General features: G+C 44.9%; 15 protein-coding genes and 1 tRNA gene. 2 read left to right on the top strand and 14 right to left on the bottom strand.

The annotated features are described in order from the left end of the window. Positions 1-474 precede the first annotated feature (474 nt). Positions 475-1,395, top strand: coding sequence for a manganese-dependent inorganic pyrophosphatase (locus Q1Q15_RS14675; protein WP_300461391.1), 921 nt, complete (start codon positions 475-477; stop codon positions 1,393-1,395). A 113-nt stretch (positions 1,396-1,508) separates the two neighbouring features. On the opposite strand, the gene Q1Q15_RS14680 is transcribed toward Q1Q15_RS14675, so the two are convergent. Next, complete coding sequence (locus tag Q1Q15_RS14680; protein WP_300461394.1) at positions 1,509-3,470, bottom strand: response regulator; 1,962 nt, start codon at positions 3,468-3,470, stop codon at positions 1,509-1,511. 47 nt (positions 3,471-3,517) lie between these two features. Further along, positions 3,518-5,572 (bottom strand): RnfABCDGE type electron transport complex subunit B, encoded by a 2,055-nt coding sequence (locus Q1Q15_RS14685; protein ID WP_300461397.1) that lies wholly within the window; start codon positions 5,570-5,572, stop codon positions 3,518-3,520. A 208-nt stretch (positions 5,573-5,780) separates the two neighbouring features. Between Q1Q15_RS14685 and fdhF the strand changes: the two genes are divergently transcribed. After that, positions 5,781-8,549 (top strand): formate dehydrogenase subunit alpha, encoded by a 2,769-nt coding sequence (fdhF, locus tag Q1Q15_RS14690; protein WP_300461400.1) that lies wholly within the window; start codon positions 5,781-5,783, stop codon positions 8,547-8,549. A 33-nt stretch (positions 8,550-8,582) separates the two neighbouring features. On the opposite strand, the gene Q1Q15_RS14695 is transcribed toward fdhF, so the two are convergent. The 12 genes from Q1Q15_RS14695 to Q1Q15_RS14750 all read right to left on the bottom strand — a co-directional run bounded on the left by Q1Q15_RS14695 (position 8,583) and on the right by Q1Q15_RS14750 (position 19,830). Further along, positions 8,583-9,512: an RluA family pseudouridine synthase gene (locus Q1Q15_RS14695; RefSeq protein WP_300461402.1), complete on the bottom strand. Its 930-nt coding sequence runs from the start codon at positions 9,510-9,512 to the stop codon at positions 8,583-8,585. Positions 9,513-9,581: 69 nt separating this feature from the next. Next, positions 9,582-10,106, bottom strand: a complete 525-nt coding sequence (locus Q1Q15_RS14700) for a CarD family transcriptional regulator (RefSeq protein WP_300461404.1) — start codon at positions 10,104-10,106, stop codon at positions 9,582-9,584. A gap of 259 nt (positions 10,107-10,365) precedes the next feature. Then, positions 10,366-10,950: an aminoacyl-tRNA hydrolase gene (gene pth, locus Q1Q15_RS14705; RefSeq protein ID WP_300461406.1), complete on the bottom strand. Its 585-nt coding sequence runs from the start codon at positions 10,948-10,950 to the stop codon at positions 10,366-10,368. A gap of 16 nt (positions 10,951-10,966) precedes the next feature. Continuing rightward, positions 10,967-11,599, bottom strand: a complete 633-nt coding sequence (locus Q1Q15_RS14710; RefSeq protein ID WP_300461409.1) for a 50S ribosomal protein L25 — start codon at positions 11,597-11,599, stop codon at positions 10,967-10,969. A gap of 59 nt (positions 11,600-11,658) precedes the next feature. After that, a complete protein-coding gene (locus Q1Q15_RS14715) occupies positions 11,659-12,597 on the bottom strand; it encodes a ribose-phosphate pyrophosphokinase (protein ID WP_300461412.1) in 939 nt (312 codons plus the stop codon). A 46-nt stretch (positions 12,598-12,643) separates the two neighbouring features. Continuing rightward, positions 12,644-12,718: transfer RNA gene (locus Q1Q15_RS14720), tRNA-Gln, on the bottom strand. Positions 12,719-12,749: 31 nt separating this feature from the next. After that, complete coding sequence (gene ispE, locus Q1Q15_RS14725; protein ID WP_300461415.1) at positions 12,750-13,628, bottom strand: 4-(cytidine 5'-diphospho)-2-C-methyl-D-erythritol kinase; 879 nt, start codon at positions 13,626-13,628, stop codon at positions 12,750-12,752. Further along, complete coding sequence (locus Q1Q15_RS14730) at positions 13,625-13,927, bottom strand: DUF1844 domain-containing protein (RefSeq protein ID WP_300461417.1); 303 nt, start codon at positions 13,925-13,927, stop codon at positions 13,625-13,627. Before Q1Q15_RS14730 ends, ispE begins: the two co-directional genes overlap by 4 nt. A 22-nt stretch (positions 13,928-13,949) precedes the next feature. Then, positions 13,950-14,522 carry a 4'-phosphopantetheinyl transferase superfamily protein gene (locus Q1Q15_RS14735; RefSeq protein WP_300461420.1) on the bottom strand — a complete coding sequence of 191 codons (573 nt, stop codon included), beginning with the start codon at positions 14,520-14,522 and terminating at the stop codon, positions 13,950-13,952. After that, positions 14,519-16,645 carry an acetate--CoA ligase gene (locus tag Q1Q15_RS14740; protein WP_300461422.1) on the bottom strand — a complete coding sequence of 709 codons (2,127 nt, stop codon included), beginning with the start codon at positions 16,643-16,645 and terminating at the stop codon, positions 14,519-14,521. The genes Q1Q15_RS14735 and Q1Q15_RS14740 overlap by 4 nt, the downstream gene beginning before the upstream one ends. A 395-nt stretch (positions 16,646-17,040) precedes the next feature. After that, positions 17,041-17,928, bottom strand: a complete 888-nt coding sequence (gene folD, locus Q1Q15_RS14745) for a bifunctional methylenetetrahydrofolate dehydrogenase/methenyltetrahydrofolate cyclohydrolase FolD (protein ID WP_300461423.1) — start codon at positions 17,926-17,928, stop codon at positions 17,041-17,043. Between the two features lie 126 nt (positions 17,929-18,054). After that, entirely contained in the window at positions 18,055-19,830 is a 1,776-nt protein-coding gene (locus Q1Q15_RS14750) for a formate--tetrahydrofolate ligase (protein ID WP_300461425.1), read from the bottom strand. Positions 19,831-20,229 lie beyond the last annotated feature (399 nt).

The raw sequence follows: 20,229 nt of genomic DNA on the forward strand, positions 1-20,229 counted from the left end.
GCCGCCGACGGTCCGGGGCCGATCCCATCGCCCTTCGGGGGCGGCATAATACCATTTTCGTTATTCGTTGTGCCGGCAGGCCGACATGTGGGTGATAATGAAAATTGCTGATGATGAATAATCTGGAGTTGGTCCTAACTTCGCCCACTTGTCGTGATTGATGGTTCGACGGGGTCAGGCTTGTGTTACTGGAGGCTGAATCTTTTATCAGGCTCCATGCTTTTGATAACATACTGTAATAACGAATAAATTCAGCAAAAGCGTCAATAACGCAAGCCTGACCCCTCCTGGGTATTGGCCGAAACGATGATCAAGCCCAATAATTTTCAAATTTTCCTTGTTTATATTGCCAATTAATTCTATAAAATATTGCGGTTTTTGAATGGAGATTTAAAAAATTGAAACCATAGGATGGTCCTATTGTTTTAGGATTATCAAATAATAAAAACAATACTACAAAACTTAGGAGGTTTTATGTCAACTTTAGTATTTGGTCACAAGAATCCAGATACAGATTCAGTTTGTGCCGCCATTGCACTGGCAGATCTTAAAACAAAACTTGGAGAAGATATTGCACCGGCAATTCAGGGTGAATTAAATCCCGAATCTACGTTTGTACTTGAAAAATTTGGTGTTGCAGCCCCTGGGGTTGTTACCTCTTATGCAGGAAAAGATGTATATCTCGTGGATCATTCCGATCTTGCACAAAGTGCGGACGACCTGGGCGAAGCAAATATTCTGGGAATTGTCGATCACCACAAACTGGGAGATGTCACCACTGGACAACCCCTTGAATGCTGGATTTGGCCCGTTGGCTGCACGTGTACGGTCATTTCGTCCATGTACAACTATTTTGAAATTGAAATACCAAAAGATATTGCCGGTATTATGCTGTGTGCTATTCTTTCCGACACGGTTATTTTCAAGTCCGCCACCTGCACGGATTCGGATAAAAAAGTATGCGCCCAACTCGCTGAGATCTGTGGGGAAAGTGATCTGGAAACCCTTGGAATTGAAATGTTCAAGGTAAAATCTGCTGTAGAAGGGACTCCCATTCGAGAGCTTGTTTTCCGTGATTACAAAGATTTCAACATGAGTGGAAAAGGGGTAGGGGTTGGACAGCTTGAACTGGTTGATCTTTCCATTGTTGACGGTATAAAAGCCGACCTTGAAAAAGATATCCAGGCCCTTAAAGAAGAAAAAGGCCATCACAGCGTGTTCCTTATGCTCACAGATATCATGAAAGAAGGCACAGAGCTGCTGATTGCTTCCGATGATCCATCCGTTGTTGAAAAAGCATTTGACGTTGTTCCTGCTGATGGAAAAGCCTGGCTGCCCGGCATCATGAGCCGTAAAAAACAAATCGTTCCATTTCTTGAAAAAACATTTGGTTAATCCCTGAAATAAAGGGTTTGGCAGGTACCCCCTCCCAAACCCTTTATTTTTTAAACAGACCGCCCAACGCCATCAAGCAAAATCTGTCTCTCCAATCTATGCGCTTGCCGGGTCTAAACGTTTGCCTGGGTTTTAAATACCACATTTAATTTTTCAGACAATGTTGCGATATCAAATGGTTTCAGGATAAATCCATTGCAGCCGATTTCCATCATTCGTTCAATTTTGGTTTCCTTGCTGTAGCCTGAACATACCATCACTTTCAGGTTCGGATCAATCGTTTTGATTTGTTCAAAAGTTTCCCGGCCATTCATCTGGGGCATGACCATATCAAGAATCACAAGATCTATTTGTAATTGTTTGGTCTTTAAAAAATCAATGGCCTCACTCCCGCTTGAGACGGATGTTACTTGATATCCAAGGGATTCCAACATTTCTGAGCAGACTTCAACCACCCCTTTTTCATCATCAACCAATAAAATGGTGCCCTTTCCATTGAAAATCTTCCGCTTTTCTTTCTGCACCCTGACATTGCCGGCTTTTGCCGGGATGGCCGGCAGGAAGAACATAAATGAACTGCCTTTATCCGGCTTACTTTCAACTTTAAACATCCCCTGATGGCTCGTGATAATCCCATAGGCCGTGGCAAGCCCCAGGCCTGTTCCCTGGCCCCTGGATTTTGTTGTGAAAAATGGATCAAAAATGCTATCCATGATCTCTTTATCCATACCCATACCGGTATCTGTCACCGTCACCTTTACATAGGGCTGACGGTCAGTTCCAAGTCCGGACGTATCGGCGAAAACATTTTCTGATTTGAGGGTAATTTTGCCCCCATGGGGCATGGCCTGCCAGGCATTCACAAAAAGATTCAATAAAACCTGTTTGATCTGCCCTTCGTCTACAATGGTTCCCCATAATTTTTTTTCCAGGACGTGTTCAATCAGGATGTCTTTTTTCGTTCTTCCGAACATTTTTGCAGACATTTTCAAAAGGTAATTCAAATTAATAAGACCGGTCTCTTGATATGTTGTCTGTGCAAATCCCAATAATTGCTTTGCCAGTTCAGCACCATTGAAGACATATTCATCAATATTGGCAAGGCGCTTGTATTCTTCGCTATCCCGGTCAAAACCACACTTTACAAGGGAGGCATACCCCTGGATACCCATGAGAATATTATTAAAATCATGGGCGATTCCACCGGCCAGGGTCCCGATGGCTTCCATTTTTTGGGCCTGCCGCAGCTGGTCTTCAAGTGTGAGCCTTTCCGTCACATCACGAGCGACGGCATATACCCCATTGAACTCGGCTCTCCCGTCACTGGCTGGCAGATACATCGGTGTGGCTTTGAGTTCCATAAACGCATATGATTCGTAGGGATTATTCCCGGATTTGCTGATTTTTGCCTTTTTAAACCTGAAATTCATATCCTGGCCATCATTGATCTGCCGGTCATATTTTTCAACCCGGGTAAGGGCCGCAGCCGTTGATAGATCCCCCTTGTGAAGCAGATCTTCAAACCGGGTGCCGATCAACGTCTGCTTTGAATATTCCAGCACACGTTCAAACTGATCATTCACAAACGTAAAACAGCCCCCCTGATCCAGGGTAAAAATAAGATCCGGAGAATTGTTCACCATGTATTCATAGCGTCTTTCCGAGGCATCAAGTCTTGCACAAACCGCTTTTTTATCAGCAATTAATTTCTTTTGGACCAACGCATTTTTTACGGTTTTTATCAGATCTGCATATTCAAACGGTTTTTTTAGATAATCCCATGCACCCAGCTTAACGGCCTTTATAGCCGATTCGATGGATGCATATCCTGAGATGATAACAATCAAGACATCTTCATCTATGCCTAAAATATGCGTCATGACATCATACCCGTTCAGTCCGGGCATGTTTATATCCAGCAAGACAAGATCAAACTTTTGCTGTTTAAAAATTCGTATCGCCTCATTTCCATCACAGGCGCCTACCGCTTGAAACCCTTCTCTTTTCAAACAAAAAGAAATATTTTCAACGATCCTTTTCTCATCATCAACGACAAGTATCTGTTCTGATCTCATAAATTATCCGAATATGATTAATATGTTACCGCATCAATCTGTACAACTTATCCAGCAGCCTTAGATTTTTCATAACAAACAAGGCCGCATCTTAAGCACCTGGCAGCCTCAGCATGGGCTTGTTCCTTTGAAAAACCCGTTGAAAAATCATCTGTCGACCCTTTTTTGGCCGGGGCCAATTGTATAATATTTCTCGGTAGAATATCCACATTGATCAGAGACGAAACATCCTGAAGTATGGATTGTTCCGTAATAAACTTAGACGGCTCCTGAAACGGGATGCCCAGCATCAGGTTATGGATGGCCGCCGCTGCTTTCCGGCCGCCATTGATAGCGGCAACAGCAGAGGCATACTCACTGGTAACATCCTGATTTGAAAGCAATCCCAGTTCCCTGTTTGCATCCGGTTTTTTCTGCAGTTCAACCCCTTCCCAAACCAATGGTCCGTCATTTCCAGCACCGGCTTGTATTCCAAACGCCTCATCTTTACAGACAGGAACAAACACAAGTTCCGGAAATCTTCCAGAACCGATGATCAACGTATCTGTATCAATATCATGTTTCAAGCCTGTGTCAAGTTCTACATATTCAATTTTTGTTAAATGCCCTGCTTCACCCATGACTTTTGTAATCCCGGTATTATAAACCACCCTTGCACCTGCCTGGGATAGCGTATCTATAACCGTCGAATCAAACGAAGACGTTTCCGGATATCTCCTTGAAAAAATGGTAATATTTTTTGATCCATTTTCTTTTAAAATTGCGACAGCATCCGGCACCCGGATACCGTCGCCTGCAATGACGACATTTTTTCCTGAAGATATGCAACTATTTTTATCTGATTTACTCCGCAACAGATCTATCAATAAATATGCCCCTGGAAAAACCGTTGGCACCTTATGGATATTGCCTGTTGCAAGCCTGGAATCCCACCCCCCGGTGGCCGTAAATACCGCATGAAATCCCTGTTTTAAAAGCCCGTCAATGGTAAAGTCAATGCCTGCTGTGACATGGGTCTTGAAACGCACACCCATTTGTTTGACCCCTTCAATGTCCCAGTCAAGCACGTCCATGGGCAATCTTTCCCTGGCAATGGCCACACGAAGGATTCCCCCCAACACATCGGTCGCTTCAAAAACCGTGGGATCATGCCCGAGCCGTGCACTAAAATACGCAGCAGACAACCCTTCAACACCTCCGCCGATAATGGCTACCCGTTTCCCTGTGGACGGTGCTTTATACGGCAATACACATTTGTTTTGATTCATTTCATAATCACAGGCAAACCGTTTTAAATGATTGATGGCAACCGATTCATCCTGTAACAGTCTCCTGCAGTTCGCTTCACAAGGGGCCGGACAAATTCTTGAAATAACCGTTGGAAACGGATTTCTTTCTTTGGATACCCGAACAGACCCTTCATAATCCCCTTCCAGAATCATGCGGATATATTCCTTGATATCTATACCCGTGGGACACGCCCGCTGACATGGCGTAATACACTCCTCATCCGTATATTCTCTCATAATCCTCTGGGTCACGGATGTCAGCCGGATAATATGTTTAGGGCAAACCCGTTCACAGGCACCACACCCCGTACATTTTGACTGGTCCACCCGGGGCAGCCCATCATCGCCAATGGACAATGCGCCAAACAGACACGCTCGCACACAGGTCCCCAGTCCCAGGCACCCGATCCTGCAAACCTTCATTCCACCGAACAACCGGTCAGCCGCTCTGCAATCGGTCACCCCGATATAGTGATATTCCCTGTCGGCGTCATCTTTACCATAGTAGCATCCCGGTCCCGCGAATTCAGGTTCTTTATCCGAAACAGACACGCCCATAATCCGGGCGATTGACAAGGCAACATCCTCCCCGGCAGCCACACAGGAATTCACACCGGAAAGGCCTTTTACAATGGCTTCTGCATTGGCGTTACATCCCGGGTATCCACATCCGCCGCAATTGGCCCCGGGCAAGGCCTCGTCAATGGCCACGATTTTGGGGTCTTCGTAAACATAAAATACTTTTGAAGCAATCACCAATACGGTACCGATGACAATACCAAGTCCACCCATCATTAAAACAGATTGAAACATGAATATATCCTTATGGTTTGCAGGTTCACTTTAAACGCAAAAGAATCTTCTATTGTATACGCATTTGAAAAACGAAAAGTCAATCATATCGAAAAAAAAAAGATATCTTGTTGTTACGTTGACAAGCTGTCATTGAAACGGTATTTATGGAGACAGTTTCAGACCAAGTCCGTCAGGCTGTTATAACATATAATCCAGGAAAGTAGCCATGGAATCTAATATTATAACAATAAACGAAAACAAGCTGACCTTTGAATCCGGGGAAACAATTCTTACCGTTGCGCAACGCAATAACATTCATATTTCGACCCTGTGCCATCTTAAAAACACCCTGCCGACCCATACCTGCAAAATTTGTCTGGTTGAGGTAAAGGGTGAAACCGACCTGGTGGAATCGTGTGCCGCCAAAGCCCGGCGGGATATGATTATTTTCACAGAATCTCCAAAGGTTATCACCGCCCGCCGGAAACAGATCAGCAAACTGCTGGCGCTGGGGAATCACAATTGTGCCATAAGAGAGGTAGACCCAATGGACTGGACCTCTTTTCAACTGGATGTTCTCACGAGGGATGGCAACGAAGACCTGTGCCCGGCCTGGGGAAATTGTGAACTCCAGAACCTGGCTTACCTGTATCAGGTCAAAACCCGTGCACTGCCGTTAACCGGCTGTAAATATGAAACAGAACGGGCCAATCCCTTTATTATCAGAGATTTTTCACGCTGTATTCTTTGTGGAAGATGTATAAAAGCCTGCCGGGAAATACAGGTGAACAATGCCATTGAATTTGGTTACTCGGGTGAAGATCTTAAAGTTATTGCAAAAGCGGATGCACCACTGAAAGATTCGGATTGTGTTTTTTGTGGTGAGTGCCTGCAGGTTTGCCCTGTGGGGGCACTGGTTCCGGAGAAAGCATTCAGAGATGACAGGTTCAAAGACACCCGGAAAATCCGAACGACCTGTCCGTTCTGCGGTGTGGGGTGCCAGATGGATCTGTTTGTCCAGGACAACAAAATTGTTAAAATCGATGGCGCTGACATGGATCTTCCGCCAAATCATGCAAGCTTGTGTGTAAAAGGCAGGTTTGGATACGACTTTATCGCATCTGCCGACCGTCTGACCAGACCCTTGATCAAAAAGAACGGGGAACAGGTGGCGGTTTCCTGGGATGAAGCGTTGGATTTTGTGGCAGAAAAATTATCAGCCATTAAAAAAGAATTCGGTCCGGACAGCATAGGGGTCCTGACGTCTGCCCGGATCACCAATGAAGACAATTACATTGCCCAGAAATTTACCCGGGCTGTTCTAAAAACCAATAATATCGATCACTGTGCCCGACTCTGACATAGCTCCACCGTAGCCGGTCTGGCTGCAGCATTTGGAAGCGGTGCCATGACCAATACCATCGCAGATATTGAAACATCGGACGTGATACTGGTCACAGGTTCCAACACAACAGAGAACCATCCGGTTCTCTCCAGTTTTGTCAAACGGGCCACGTTAAACGGTAAAAAACTATTTGTCATTGATCCCAGGAAAGTAAAACTCACAGACCACGCCGACAAATGGCTCAGGCCTGCACCTGGCACGGACATTGCCTGGATCAACGGCCTGATGCATGTCATCATCAAAGAAGCTCTTCACAACAAGGTGTTCATTGAAAATCGAACAGAAAATTTTGAAGTCCTCAAAAAAACGGTGGAAAGATATACGCCTGAATATGTGGAAACCATCACCGGCATCAAGGCCGAAGATCTCATCCAAGTGGCCAGAGAATTTGCCAGTGCACCGGTGGCCGCTATTTTATACTGTATGGGAATTACACAGCATACGTGTGGCACGGATAATGTAAAATCCCTTGCAAATCTTTCCATGCTGTGCGGACACATAGGAAAACCAGGCGGTGGCGTGAACCCGTTGCGCGGCCAGAACAATGTGCAGGGTGCCTGTGATATGGGCGGGTTGCCCAATGTATTTACGGCCTATCAACCCGTGGGCAATGATGACGTCCGGAATCGCCTGGAAAAAGCCTGGAACACCAGCGGCATGTCCGCGACCCCGGGACTGCCCGTTACGGAGATGGTTCAAAACGCCTATGACGGAAAGATGAAATCCCTTTTTGTTATTGGTGAGAATCCACTGGTCTCTGACCCGGATCTGAACCATGCCAGAAAAGCCTTTGCCAATCTGGCGTTCTTAGTTGTTCAGGATATCTTTCAGACCGAAACCACAAAAATTGCGGATGTGGTTCTGCCGGCCACATGCTTTGCCGAAAAAGAGGGCACCTTTACCAATACGGAACGGCGGGTTCAACGGGTCAGAAAAGCCGTGGAAGCTCCGGGAGAAGCCCGGCAGGACTGGGAAATTCTCTGCAACATCGCCACGAGGATGGGATATGAGATGTCCTATCCGAACAGCCATGACATTTTCAAAGAAATCACATCGGTCACGCCTTCCTACAAAGGCATTACCTGGGATAGAATCGATGGAATGGGCATTCACTGGCCCTGCCCCAATGAAATCCATAATGGAACGCCCATCCTTCATACCACTCAATTTACCCGGGGCAAGGGCATGTTCCACGCCATTGACCATACCCCGCCGGCTGAACAGCCGACCCGGGACTACCCGTATATCCTCACCACCGGAAGGGTATTATATCACTACCATACAGGCACCATGACCATGAGAACAGATGGGCTCAACCGGCTCTCCCCTGAATGTTTTGTGGAAATATCTTCGGGAGATGCCCAGCGGTTGGGCCTTGATACCGGATCCATGGTGGCGGTATCTTCCCGCAGAGGCAAAATCCATGCAAAGCTGAAAGTATCGTCAAAAGCCATGGACGGGACCATTTTTATTCCCTTTCATTTTGCCAAAGCAGCCGCCAATGAACTGACCAATGCAAAACTGGACCCAACTGCAAAAATACCCGAATTTAAAGTCTGCGCCATTAAGATTGAACCTGTCACCGCTTGAAGCGCCATCCCCCTTTCAAACGAAAGGCATCCCCTATTGAAAGGATTCGAGCAATGTCTGTACCTGCAAAAAATCTGCCGGCAATTCTGCCTCAAAACCCATTTTTCTGCCGGAATACGGATGCCTGAAACCCAGCTGCCAGGAATGAAGCATCTGTCTGGGGGCCACGCTCTTTTTTTTTCGATATCTTCTGGGTTGATAGATGAGATCCCCAATCAAGGGGTGCCCCAGGGCATAAAAATGCACCCTGATTTGATGGGTTCTTCCTGTTTTTAAAACAGCCTCAACCAGGCAGGCGGTTTTAAACGTTTTTTTGACTTTCCAGCAGGTTGTGGCAGATTTCCCCTGTTCATGGCGGATGGCCATTATCTTTCTCTTCACCGGATGCCGGCCAATGGGAAGATTGATCTCTCCCCGGACATCTGAAAAATTTCCAGAAACCAGGGCCAGATATTTTTTCTCCACCCGCCGCTGCTGGAATTCTTTTTGCAGAAAATGTAATGCCGCCCTTGTTTTTGCAATGACCATCAAGCCGGAGGTATCTTTATCCAATCTGTGAACAATACCAGGCCTGAAAGGATCCTCCCCCACATGTTTTATGTTTGGCACATGAAACAATAACCCGTTTACAAGGGTCCCGGAAAAATTTCCCGGTCCAGGATGGACCACCATGCCCGGATTTTTGTTAATCACCATGATATGATCATCTTCAAATATCATATCCAGATCCAGCTTTTCAGGCAGAATCGCAGTATCAATATCGGGATCAGGAATTTGTCCGCTAATCGTATCTCCGGTTCTCACCCGGTATCCCGGTTTTTTTCGCTGATGATTCACCCGGATATCTCCCGTATTCACCAACCTGACCGCCCTGTTCCGGGAGCAGTCTGTGCTGAAATTGGAAATGATGGTATCCAGGCGGGTGTCTTTTAGATCTTCATCTATAATAATCGTCAGTTTCATGATATCAAAAAAAACCGGCGGACTTTTTATGGTCCGCCGGTTTTCAAATGCGTGTGATCCTAAAGTGTGTCAGGTGAAAAGATTCTCAATTTCCTGCATCATTTCTTTTTCATCTATATCTTTAGCTGTGGACAACTCTTGAACCAATAAATTCTGAGCCGTATCAAGCAGCTTACGCTCACCAAAAGAAAGATCTTTTTCAAGCTTTAACTGGAATAGATCTCTAAAAACTTCAGCGACATCGTAGATTGAACCGGTTTTAATCTTATCCATGTATTCCCGGTATCTCCGATTCCATGTCTGGTTATCAGCCCCTTGTGCCTTTTCCTGCATAACCTTGTAGACTTCCGGAACCTCTGTTTCAGGAATAACTTCCCTCAGGCCGACGGATTCCACGTTTGAAGTCGGAATCATGATGACCATACCATTTTCCACGATCTTCATCATGTAAAAGTTCATGGTGTCCCCGTTTATTTCCTTGCTCTCAATTGACTCAATGCAGCCAACACCATGAGCAGGATAAACTGCCAGGTCCCCTTTGGAAAATTCTTTTTTGGTTGATGCTGCCCTTATGACTTTGGTTTTTTCACCCATTAGATCTCCCACCTTTTTTTATAAAACAATTAGCCCATTCTTGAACAGATAACCACATATTAACAATATTGTCAATGACATTAATTTTGTGAAATCTTGTGTACCGTGAAATTTTCCTTTGAATAACGGGGGTTTTCTGTCTTATTTTTCTGCCCGTTGAGACAATCCAAACCATCGTTTTTGACGGGCATACAATATAGACAAAATGAGGTGGGGAACCGTCATGGCAATAGCATAAAGCCGAGGATGACCATACGCCTTAGCAGCGGTTGGTATTGAATACATTCATGGCGGCAGTTACGCCATTTTCAAGGAGGTATAAACAGGCATCTGAGGCAGTATCAATACACTGATCCAGGCGAGTGATTTCATCCGGGGAAAACCGGCCAAGGACGTGCCCGGTTACATCTGCGCCTGATCCGGGATGGCCGACCCCCACGCGAATTCGAATACAATCTTTTTTGCCAAACGCCTCAAGGATGGACCGAACACCGTTATGCCCGCCATGCCCACGGCCTTTAACGATTTTTATTTTTCCAAATGCCAGATCCATATCATCATGAACAATAATGATATCCTGTATGTTAACTTTATAATAGGCGGCAAATTTATGGATGGGCACTCCGCTTCTGTTCATATACGTTAACGGTTTTATGATAAACACATTCTGGCCTTTAATCGTGTCTTTCACATATTCAGAATCAAAGCGGGATTTATCAAAGGAAAGGTGGGATTTTAAAGCAATGTCGTCAACAACTAGAAAACCGATATTGTGACGGGTCTGGTCGTATCCTTTACCGGGATTGCCCAGACCCGCCACAATTTTAAATTTTGAACCTGACATCTAGGATGACATCACCTTAAGAGGGTTTTTCCTCATTCACAACCTCTTCCAGATCTTCTTCCTCTTCTTCAGTTTCTTGCTCATCAACTGTCGGCGCCACAATGGTGATGACGGTATAGTTAACTTCATGGGGAATTTCAATATGCTCACCCAGATCAATCTCATCAACATGGATGGCATCACCCACATCAAGATCAGTGATATCAATCTGGATTGTATCGGGCGTGTCAGCCGGCTTGCAGACCACATCAAGCTCACGTCGAATAACCTGAAGGAATCCCCCGGCTTTGACACCTTTGCTGACACCCACCGCTTCAACCTGTACACTGACAGTCACTTTTGTATCCAGGTTGACCTCATGCAGATCAACATGCAGGTAATTCAAACCAAAGGTGTCCATCTGCATATCTTTGAGCATGACAATTTTTTTTTCTCCAGAATCCCCGTCAACCTTGAGATTAAAAAAAAGACCCATGGAACCATTTTTCCGGATGATTCTATCAAATTCAATGGTGCCAAGAGAAAGCATTTCAGCTTTTTTCTTTGCCCCGTACATAATGGCAGGTATTTCATGATTTCTTCTTAATTTTCTGGCAGCACCCTTACCGCTTTTTTCTCTCAATTTGGCATTTAATTCAATTAATTCCAAAGTTTTTTCCTCCGTAACTCCATGCATCATTCATGCAGAAGACTAATATATCAATTATTCTATACAAATAGAGAATTTACAGAATCACCCCTGTAACTGCGTACAATTGCCTCTCCGACCAACTTGGCAATGGAAAGCGTCTCAATCTTGCCACATTGTTTTGCCTCTTCGGACAAAGGGATGGTATCTGTTGCAACAAGAGAACTTAAAGATGACTGGTTTATCCGATCAATGGCCGGGCCTGAAAGCACGGCATGGGTACAATAGGCATGAACCGCTTTTGCACCATTCTCCACAATAACACTTGCAGCCTCTGTCAATGTGCCTGCCGTATCCACCATATCATCGATAATGATGGCTGTTTTATCCTGGACATCCCCGATAATGGCCATGGCTTTTGCCTTATTTGGCGCACTTCTTCTTTTATCGACAATGGCAAGGCTGGCATTGAGCCGTTTTGCATAGGCCCTGGCTCTCTCAACGCCGCCGGCATCGGGTGACACAACAACCAAATTATCAGGATGACGGGCTTTAATGTCATCAATGATGACCGGGGCCGCATACAGGTTATCCACCGGACAATTAAAAAACCCTTGTATTTGTCCAGCATGCAGATCCATTGTAATTACCCGGTGAACCCCGGTATTATCAAGCAGATCTGCGACTAATTTAGCACTTATGGGAACCCTGGGAGACACTTTTTTATCCTGCCGGGAATATCCAAAATAAGGAATGACTGCGGTAATTCTATTGGCAGAAGATCGTTTAAATGCATCAATCAACAGCAGCAATTCAACGAGATTGTCATTCACAGGGTGACACGTGGACTGTATCACAAAAATTTCCTGTTTTCTGACGTTCTCCTGAATTTCAACCTGGATTTCACCATCACTGAATCGATTGGCCTTTAATCTTCCTAACGGTTTTGCAAGGTATTCTGAAATCATATTCGAAAGAACAGGATTCGAATTTCCCGCAAAAAGCGACAAACCATTCATATCAAATCTCTTTTTTCCCCATTATAAAAATTGTGGTTTAAAAATATGGCTGGGGCGAGAGGACTCGAACCTCTGAATGCAGGGATCAAAACCCTGTGTCTTACCACTTGACGACGCCCCAATACAATAATCAATACAATCAACTCACATTTTTAGTTAAACGAGGCAAGAAATACCTTTCTTTTGCTCCCAGCCCACTGCTTCAAAAGTCTATCATAGCCCTTTCTTGCGCTTTCCCGGGTTGAGAAAAGAGCAAAAAGAGATGAGCCGCTTCCCGTCATATGGACGTTTTGCTCCAGCAACAACCCCATCTCTTCTTTTGTTTCCTTGATCTCAGGATATAATCTGCACGCCGATTCTTCAAGGTCATTGTGCATCTGATCCTGTATATCAAATTCCTGTCCCCTTAACGGCACATTCAAACCAGTATTAATAGTGTATTTTTGATTTAATGTCAATCTAAAATCAATATTTTTATATACTTTGGCTGTTGACGATGCCATCCCGGGATCACACAAAACAAGATAATAAGGTTTCAAATCGGCTACTTTTTCAAGTTGTTCTCCGACACCCTTTGCGATTGCCGGGCTTCCAAAAATAAAAAACGGAACATCCGCCCCCAGATCCAGTCCCATTTTCATTAATTCCACCGTTGAAAAAGGGGTCTTAAAATGCGTATTCAAGGCCATTAAAACAGCCGCTGCATTGCTGCTCCCCCCCCCCAGTCCACCGCCCGGCGGAATTCTTTTGACAATATCAATGGAAAGGCCTTTTTTTTCTTTCCGCCCCATTGCGCCCAGCCACCGATAAAACGAGATTGCGGCCTTCAGGGCCAAATTTGATTCATCTTCAGGAACACCGGGATAATCACAGGTAATTGACATCTCTTTTGCGGAAAAATCAAGGTAGATGTCATCACACAGGTCAATCCGGGTCATCAACGAATAAAGGTTATGATACCCATCCTTTCGTTTGGATGTAACATATAAAAATAAATTTATCTTTGCAAAGGAGAGAACCTTTTCTTTCAAGCCTTGGCCTCAACAAATGCGATCCTGATTTCACTGAGTAATGCTTTGAGCAGGTTCGTTTCTTCCCCGGTCAAATTACCCTTGGTTTTTTCTTCCAGCATGGCAATAATATCAATGGTATCCTTTGCCAGTCCGAGGTTTTTTTTTCTTTTCCCGGTGGAGGGGTCCTCAACCTTGCCCAGTTGAACAAGCCCTGATGAATATAATGATAAAATAAAACTTGAAAAATCAATCTTTGGCGACGGGCCTTTGTTGGCTGAAGGATCATCACTCATCACAAAACCGTTTCCCTCGGGCATTTTCTTTCTCCTTAAATATTTTTTAGCCGAATGTCCATTCAAGATCAAAGTGATCTTTTGTCACGGATGCAAGGTACCCGTCAAAATAAAAATTTTCAACCCAATATTTTTTATTTAAATACTGAACAACCAGATGTCTATCATCCACAACCCTTTTTATTTTGGCGTTTGACAGCCCTTTGATCCCATCCGTTGTTTTCTTTAATACCGCTTCTTTTGCCGTAAAGGCCCTGAAAAAAATGAGGGATTTGTCCTGGTGACCAAAATGACTTGCCTCATCCGAATCTACTATTTTTTGAAATAGGGCATCGGAAACATCTTTAAGCCGCTCCAGGTCAATGCCGATTTTTTCTGTTGAAACGATACCACCCACAAACTCCGGTTTATGACTGACAGACCAGAAGATCCCATTTGATGGCAGGGGCACCCCCAATTCATTTTTTGCAAACCCAGGGATGAGATGCTTTGATTTCACGGCCGATTCCCAGGCACTCGCCCGGGCCAACCGGCTTAAAGCGGCAACATTCTCTTTTCCTTTCAACGCTTTTATGGTTTCAGGTACCTTTATAATAACGGGATATAAACGAATGATCAACTCTCCTCATTTTCCAGTCGAATAATGATATCGGCAACCGTTGTACCCGCTCCCTCCTCGTGAACGAACAAGGGATTAATATCCAGCTCTTTTATCATGGGATGATTATCTGCCATGGCTTTTAACGCAACAATATGTTTTTCTATGGTTTCAATATCCGAAGGCTTCTCCCCGCGAAGTCCTTTAAGGATCGGATACCCTTTTATAGCTTTCACCATTCTCCGGGCAACATTTCTGCCCATGGGGGACAGCCTGAACACGACATCTTTATACACTTCAACAAAGATCCCCCCCAGCCCGAACATCACCGCATGTCCAAAAACCGGGTCCTTGGACAATCCCAATATCACTTCTTTTCCTTTTGGGGCCAGTTTCTGGATCAGGATACCCTCTATTCTGGCATCCGGGTTATAGGCCACAGCTTTTCCCATGATGGTATCAAAAGCGTCTTCCAGGCCGTTCGCATCCTTCACCCCCACGACAACCCCACCGGCATCGGTCTTGTGCAGAATATCCTGGGACACAATTTTCATGACAACCGGATACCCGATCTGATCTGCAATTTTGCAGGCCTCTGGTTTGTTTTTCGCCAATGCCATGGGAAGCGTTTGAAATCCGTAACACTTGAGGATCTCATTTCCATCCAGCTCACCCAAAACCAGCCGGCCTTCTTTTAAGTACCCATCAATAATCGCACTGGCCTTAGCAGTATCATACACCAGGTCAAACGGCGGCAGAATTTTTCTGGAAAGCCACTTTATACCTTCCCTTAAAGCCCCCAAAGATCTGGCCGCACTTTCCGGAAACTGATACACGGGAATTTTATGCTTCTGCAAAAGCTTGACACCATCGGACACATCCACAACCCCCATAAATGCACAGACAATGGGTTTTATGCTGTTCCTGGCGATGTGAACAATGGCTTCAGCCGTACCAATAGCATCGGTCATGGATTGCGGCGTTAAAATAATCAAGGCTGCGTCCACCCCCCGATCACTTAATACGGTTGCCAGTGTATTTTCATACCGGTCTTTTGCCGCATCGCCGATCACATCCACAGGATTATGGAAATTGGCTGTGGCGGGTAGATATTTCTTCAATTCTTTAATGGTTTCATCAGAAAACGTTGCCAGCTTCAAGCCGGATTGTTCACTCATGTCTGTTGCAATAATACCGGGACCACCGGCATTGGTAATAATGGCAATCTTATCCCCGGTTGGGTACTTGTTTCCCGCAAATGCCTGGGCATAGTCAAACAATTGATTGACCGTTGAACATCGAAGGATCCCTGACATGGTAAAAATGGCATCATACAGTGCATCAGAACCGGCCAGGGCACCGGTATGAGAGGCGGCAGCTTTAGCGCCGGCATCCGAGGAACCGGATTTAATGACAATCACATGGGTGGGATGGGTACCCGAGGTCATCTCCCTGACTTCGGAGATAAATTCTTCCGCACCCCGGGAGAGTTCTTCCATATAGATCATCACCACATCCGTATCCGGATCATTATGATAATATCTTAATAAATCCAGCTCATCCACATCTGCCTTGTTTCCAATGGAAATAAATTTTGAAAACCCGAACCCTTTGTCTGCCGCATAATCCAGCACTGCCGTGCACAGCGCGCCACTCTGGGAGATAAACGACACATTTCCGGGTTTGGGCATTCTTGAAGAAAAACTGGCGTTCAACGAAACCGTCGGAGACGGATTGATCACCCCCAGACAATTGGGTCCCACCAATCTTATCTTTGCTTTGGCACACAGCTGTTTAATTTTAATTTCAATCTGAGCCCCTTCTCCCCCCACTTCCTTAAACCCGGCAGAAACAATCACAATGCCTTTAACCCCTTTTGAAATGCACTCTTTAACCGCCTGTAAAGCCGCTTTCGGGGGAAGGATAATCATCCCCAGGTCAATGGGATCTGGAATATTTGCGATACTTGTATAGCACTTTACGCTCAGGATGGATTTGGCTTTTGGGTTCACCGGATAAAGCGTTCCGGTAAAGCCGCCGTATAAAATATTGGCAAAAATATCATGTCCCACCTTTCCTTTTTGCGTTGAAACGCCGATCACCGCAACGGTCTCAGGTGCAAAAATTGCGTCCAGTCTATCCATTTTCCCCCCTATTGTTTTAAACGATAACGATATTTGTTCACATTATCATGATATAATACAATTTTCCACAACCGGATTATCATTCGATTCTCAGCTATCTGCGGATGTATTATTCTGGGCAAGGCCCAACATTTTTACTAAAAAAACCAATTACCGGAATCAACATATAGTTGAAACCGGCAATTGGTTCTCTATATTCTTAAGACGGTTATGTTACTTGTTCAGCAGCCTTAGGCTCATGATCAAAATAAAATCGTCCATATGGCTTGTCTTTTAAGTCGTCTTCTTTGTTGCGCCAATGGGCACATATAACAAATATGCTCCCATTGACGCGCCTTGAATACGACTCAAAATCCTAAGCCATATTTTGGACGATTTAATTCCGATCATAAGCCTTAAAGCGTTAATTGTGCCGATTTAAGCGTATTTTTCATGAGCATGGCAATGGTCATTGGTCCGACACCGCCGGGAACAGGGGTAATTTTTCCTGCAATTTCCTTGGCTGCATCAAAGTCCACATCACCTTTAAGAATCGCTTTTCCGGTTTTCTCATTCATGCCCACCCTGTTGACCCCCACATCAATAACGGTTGATCCGGGTTTTATCCATTCAGGTTTCACAAGATCAGGAACACCGGCAGCCACGATAAGGATATCCGCACGTTTACAATGGAATGCCAGATCCTTTGTCCGGGTATGGACAATGGTCACGGTGGCATTGGCACCCACGCCTTTCTGGGCCATCATCATGGCAATGGGTTTACCGACAATATTGGATCTTCCCACAACCACCACTTCCGCACCCGAGGTTTCCGTGCCTGATCTGACGATCATTTCCTGAATACCGGCCGGCGTGCAGGGAAGAAATTTTGCTTCATCACCACCGATCATCAACCGCCCGACATTGACCGGATGAAAAGCATCCACATCTTTATCCGGATTAATAGCATTCAATACCTTTTTATCGTCAATGTGTTTGGGCAGCGGCAATTGAACCAGGATACCGTGAATGGCCGGATCATTATTATATTTATCAATCAATGCCAGAAGATCTTCTTCAGAGATATCCACCGGCTGATCATCCTGTATTTCATGAAACCCGACACTGATCGCTGTCTTGACCTTAAGGGTAACATAGGAGATGGATGCTGGACTTGATCCCACAAGGATGGTGACAAGACCCGGCACAACACCATGTTTTTCTTTCATCTGGGCGACTTCCTCTTTGATCTCCGCGAGGATCGCCTTTCTTATTTCAGTTCCGCTAATAATTTCAGCAGTCATCTTAAAAGCCTCCATATATAAGGTTTAATCGAAAACCATAATTTTTCTGCGTGCAAACCGGGCTTAAACACTTTATTTTAAGCCCGGTGTTGAAAATTTCAAAAACAACTATTTTCTTAAAATCCTTTAGAATACGCCCTGAACCTTTCCAGTTTCAACATCCACATCGACCCTCTTGAATGCAGGGTTGGAACCCGTACCCGGCATCAGGCTGATGGCGCCGGCAACCGGAACGATGAAACCAGCTCCACCATAAGTCAAGACCTCTCTTATGGTCAATCGCCAGCCCGTTGGAACGCCCTTAAGTGCGGGGTTGTCAGACAGGGACAGATGGGTTTTCACCATGCACAAACCGAGGCCTGCCAATTCAGGATCTGCCTGAATTCTGGCAAGGGCGGTAAGGGCATCAGCAGAATAATCCACACCATCTGCACCGTAAACCTCTTTGGCAACCAGCTCGATTCTCTCTTTGACCGGCATATCAAGTTCATAAAGAAATTTAAATTCAGACGTTTCTTCACAAGCCGCAACAACCGCTTCTGCAAATTCAACAGCACCATCTCCGCCATGTTCCCAGTGGCGGGAAAGGGCGACCCTTGCGCCTTCAGCTTCACACAGCTCACGGACCTTGGCAATTTCTGCATCTGTATCTGTATAGAATGCATTGATGCAGACAACAGGTGCAATGCCTGCTTTTCTGACGTTTCTAATGTGATGAATCAGGTTGTCACATCCTTTTGCAACCCATTCGACATTTTCACTATTATATTCTTCAGGCATGGCTTTACCCGGAACAGGTACCGGCGCACCGCCGTGGCATTTAAGCGCTCGAATAGTTGCAACAACAACGGCACAATTGGGTTTAAGACCGGAATAACGGCATTTGAGGTTCCAGAATTTTTCAAATCCAATGTCCGCACCAAAACCGGATTCAGTCACATGGTAATCGGCCAGTTTAAGCCCTACCCTGTCTGCAATAATAGAACTCTGACCAATGGCAATATTGGCAAAAGGTCCTGCATGGACGATAACGGGCTGGCCTTCCAGGGTCTGTATTAACGATGGATTCAGCGCATCCACCATCCAGGCGGTCATGGCACCGGCTACCTGAAGATCTTCAGTGGTAACGGGTTTTCCCTTTTTCGTATAGGCCACAACAATTTTACCCATTCTTTCCCGCATGTCTTTGAGATCGGTTGCAACTGCAAGAATCGCCATGACTTCTGAAGACACGGCAATACCGAATTTTGATTTCATCATGAAACCGTCAGACTTGCCATTTACACCGTCAATACCAATGATGATATTTCTCAAGGCCTGGCAGCAGAAATCCATGATCCAACCCATTTCCACTTTTGTGGGATCAATGTCGATTCTTTCCATGCCGGACAATCGGGTTAACTGCTCATCCGTATAATTTCTCTCATGCTGCAGGCGAGAGGTCAAGGCTACCATTGCAAGGTTGTGGGCATTCATGATGGCATTGATATCACCGGTAAACCCCAAAGAAAAAGGCGTTAAAGGGATACATTGTGCCAAACCACCGCCGGCTGCGGAGCCTTTAATGTTCATGGTCGGTCCACCGGACGGTTGACGAATAGCGGCACAAACACTTTTACCGATTTTACCAAGGCCCTGTACAAGGCCCATTGCTGATGTTGATTTACCTTCACCCAGCGGGGTTGGTGTGATAGCGGTTACATTAACATATTTGCCATCGGGTTGATCTTTAAGACGGTCAAGCACTGCTCTAAAATCTATTTTAGCGATATAGTGACCCTGGGGAAGAAGCTCTTCTTTGGTCAGCCCCAGTTTCTCACCGATTTCATAGATGGTAAGCATTGTTTTTTCTGCATCTTCTGCAATTTCCCAGTCTAAATGTTTGGTTGGATCTAGTGCCATGGTTTACTCCTTTATTTTGATGGACTCAACGCATGAGTCGTTATAAAAAATAGTGATATAACATTATATATAAGTATTGATCATAAAAAGCTTAACTGAACCAACTACCTATTAAATAAAATACAAAAAATCAACTTTTTTCGCTTGATCGGTTTGAATTTATTAATTAAATTCCATTCACCTTTGTACCACACTGTAGAGAAGTCCCAAAAAACCTTGCTGTATAGGCTTTTTAGTGATTTAAGCTAAAAATCATTAAATTCTCTCATCTATTGACAAAAAAATCCACAGATTATAAGTCATATTCTGTTATTAACTATTTAAGCGTATGATAAGGGTATTGGTATGAATAGAATCATGTTGGTGTTATTCGTGTTTGATTTAGCCATTCCAGCTCAT

Source organism: Desulfobacula sp. (assembly GCF_030145145.1).
Lineage (GTDB): Bacteria > Desulfobacterota > Desulfobacteria > Desulfobacterales > Desulfobacteraceae > Desulfobacula.

Excerpts from the sequence above, each read along its gene's own strand:
- Q1Q15_RS14675 (WP_300461391.1), top strand. The coding sequence starts at position 475 with ATGTCAACTTTAGTATTTGGTCACAAGAATCCAGATACAGATTCAGTT.
- Q1Q15_RS14680 (WP_300461394.1), bottom strand. The coding sequence starts at position 3,470 with ATGAGATCAGAACAGATACTTGTCGTTGATGATGAGAAAAGGATCGTT.
- Q1Q15_RS14685 (WP_300461397.1), bottom strand. The coding sequence starts at position 5,572 with ATGTTTCAATCTGTTTTAATGATGGGTGGACTTGGTATTGTCATCGGT.
- Q1Q15_RS14695 (WP_300461402.1), bottom strand. The coding sequence starts at position 9,512 with ATGAAACTGACGATTATTATAGATGAAGATCTAAAAGACACCCGCCTG.
- Q1Q15_RS14700 (WP_300461404.1), bottom strand. The coding sequence starts at position 10,106 with ATGGGTGAAAAAACCAAAGTCATAAGGGCAGCATCAACCAAAAAAGAA.
- pth (WP_300461406.1), bottom strand. The coding sequence starts at position 10,950 with ATGTCAGGTTCAAAATTTAAAATTGTGGCGGGTCTGGGCAATCCCGGT.
- Q1Q15_RS14715 (WP_300461412.1), bottom strand. The coding sequence starts at position 12,597 with ATGAATGGTTTGTCGCTTTTTGCGGGAAATTCGAATCCTGTTCTTTCG.
- Q1Q15_RS14730 (WP_300461417.1), bottom strand. The coding sequence starts at position 13,927 with ATGCCCGAGGGAAACGGTTTTGTGATGAGTGATGATCCTTCAGCCAAC.
- Q1Q15_RS14740 (WP_300461422.1), bottom strand. The coding sequence starts at position 16,645 with ATGGATAGACTGGACGCAATTTTTGCACCTGAGACCGTTGCGGTGATC.
- folD (WP_300461423.1), bottom strand. The coding sequence starts at position 17,928 with ATGACTGCTGAAATTATTAGCGGAACTGAAATAAGAAAGGCGATCCTC.
- Q1Q15_RS14750 (WP_300461425.1), bottom strand. The coding sequence starts at position 19,830 with ATGGCACTAGATCCAACCAAACATTTAGACTGGGAAATTGCAGAAGAT.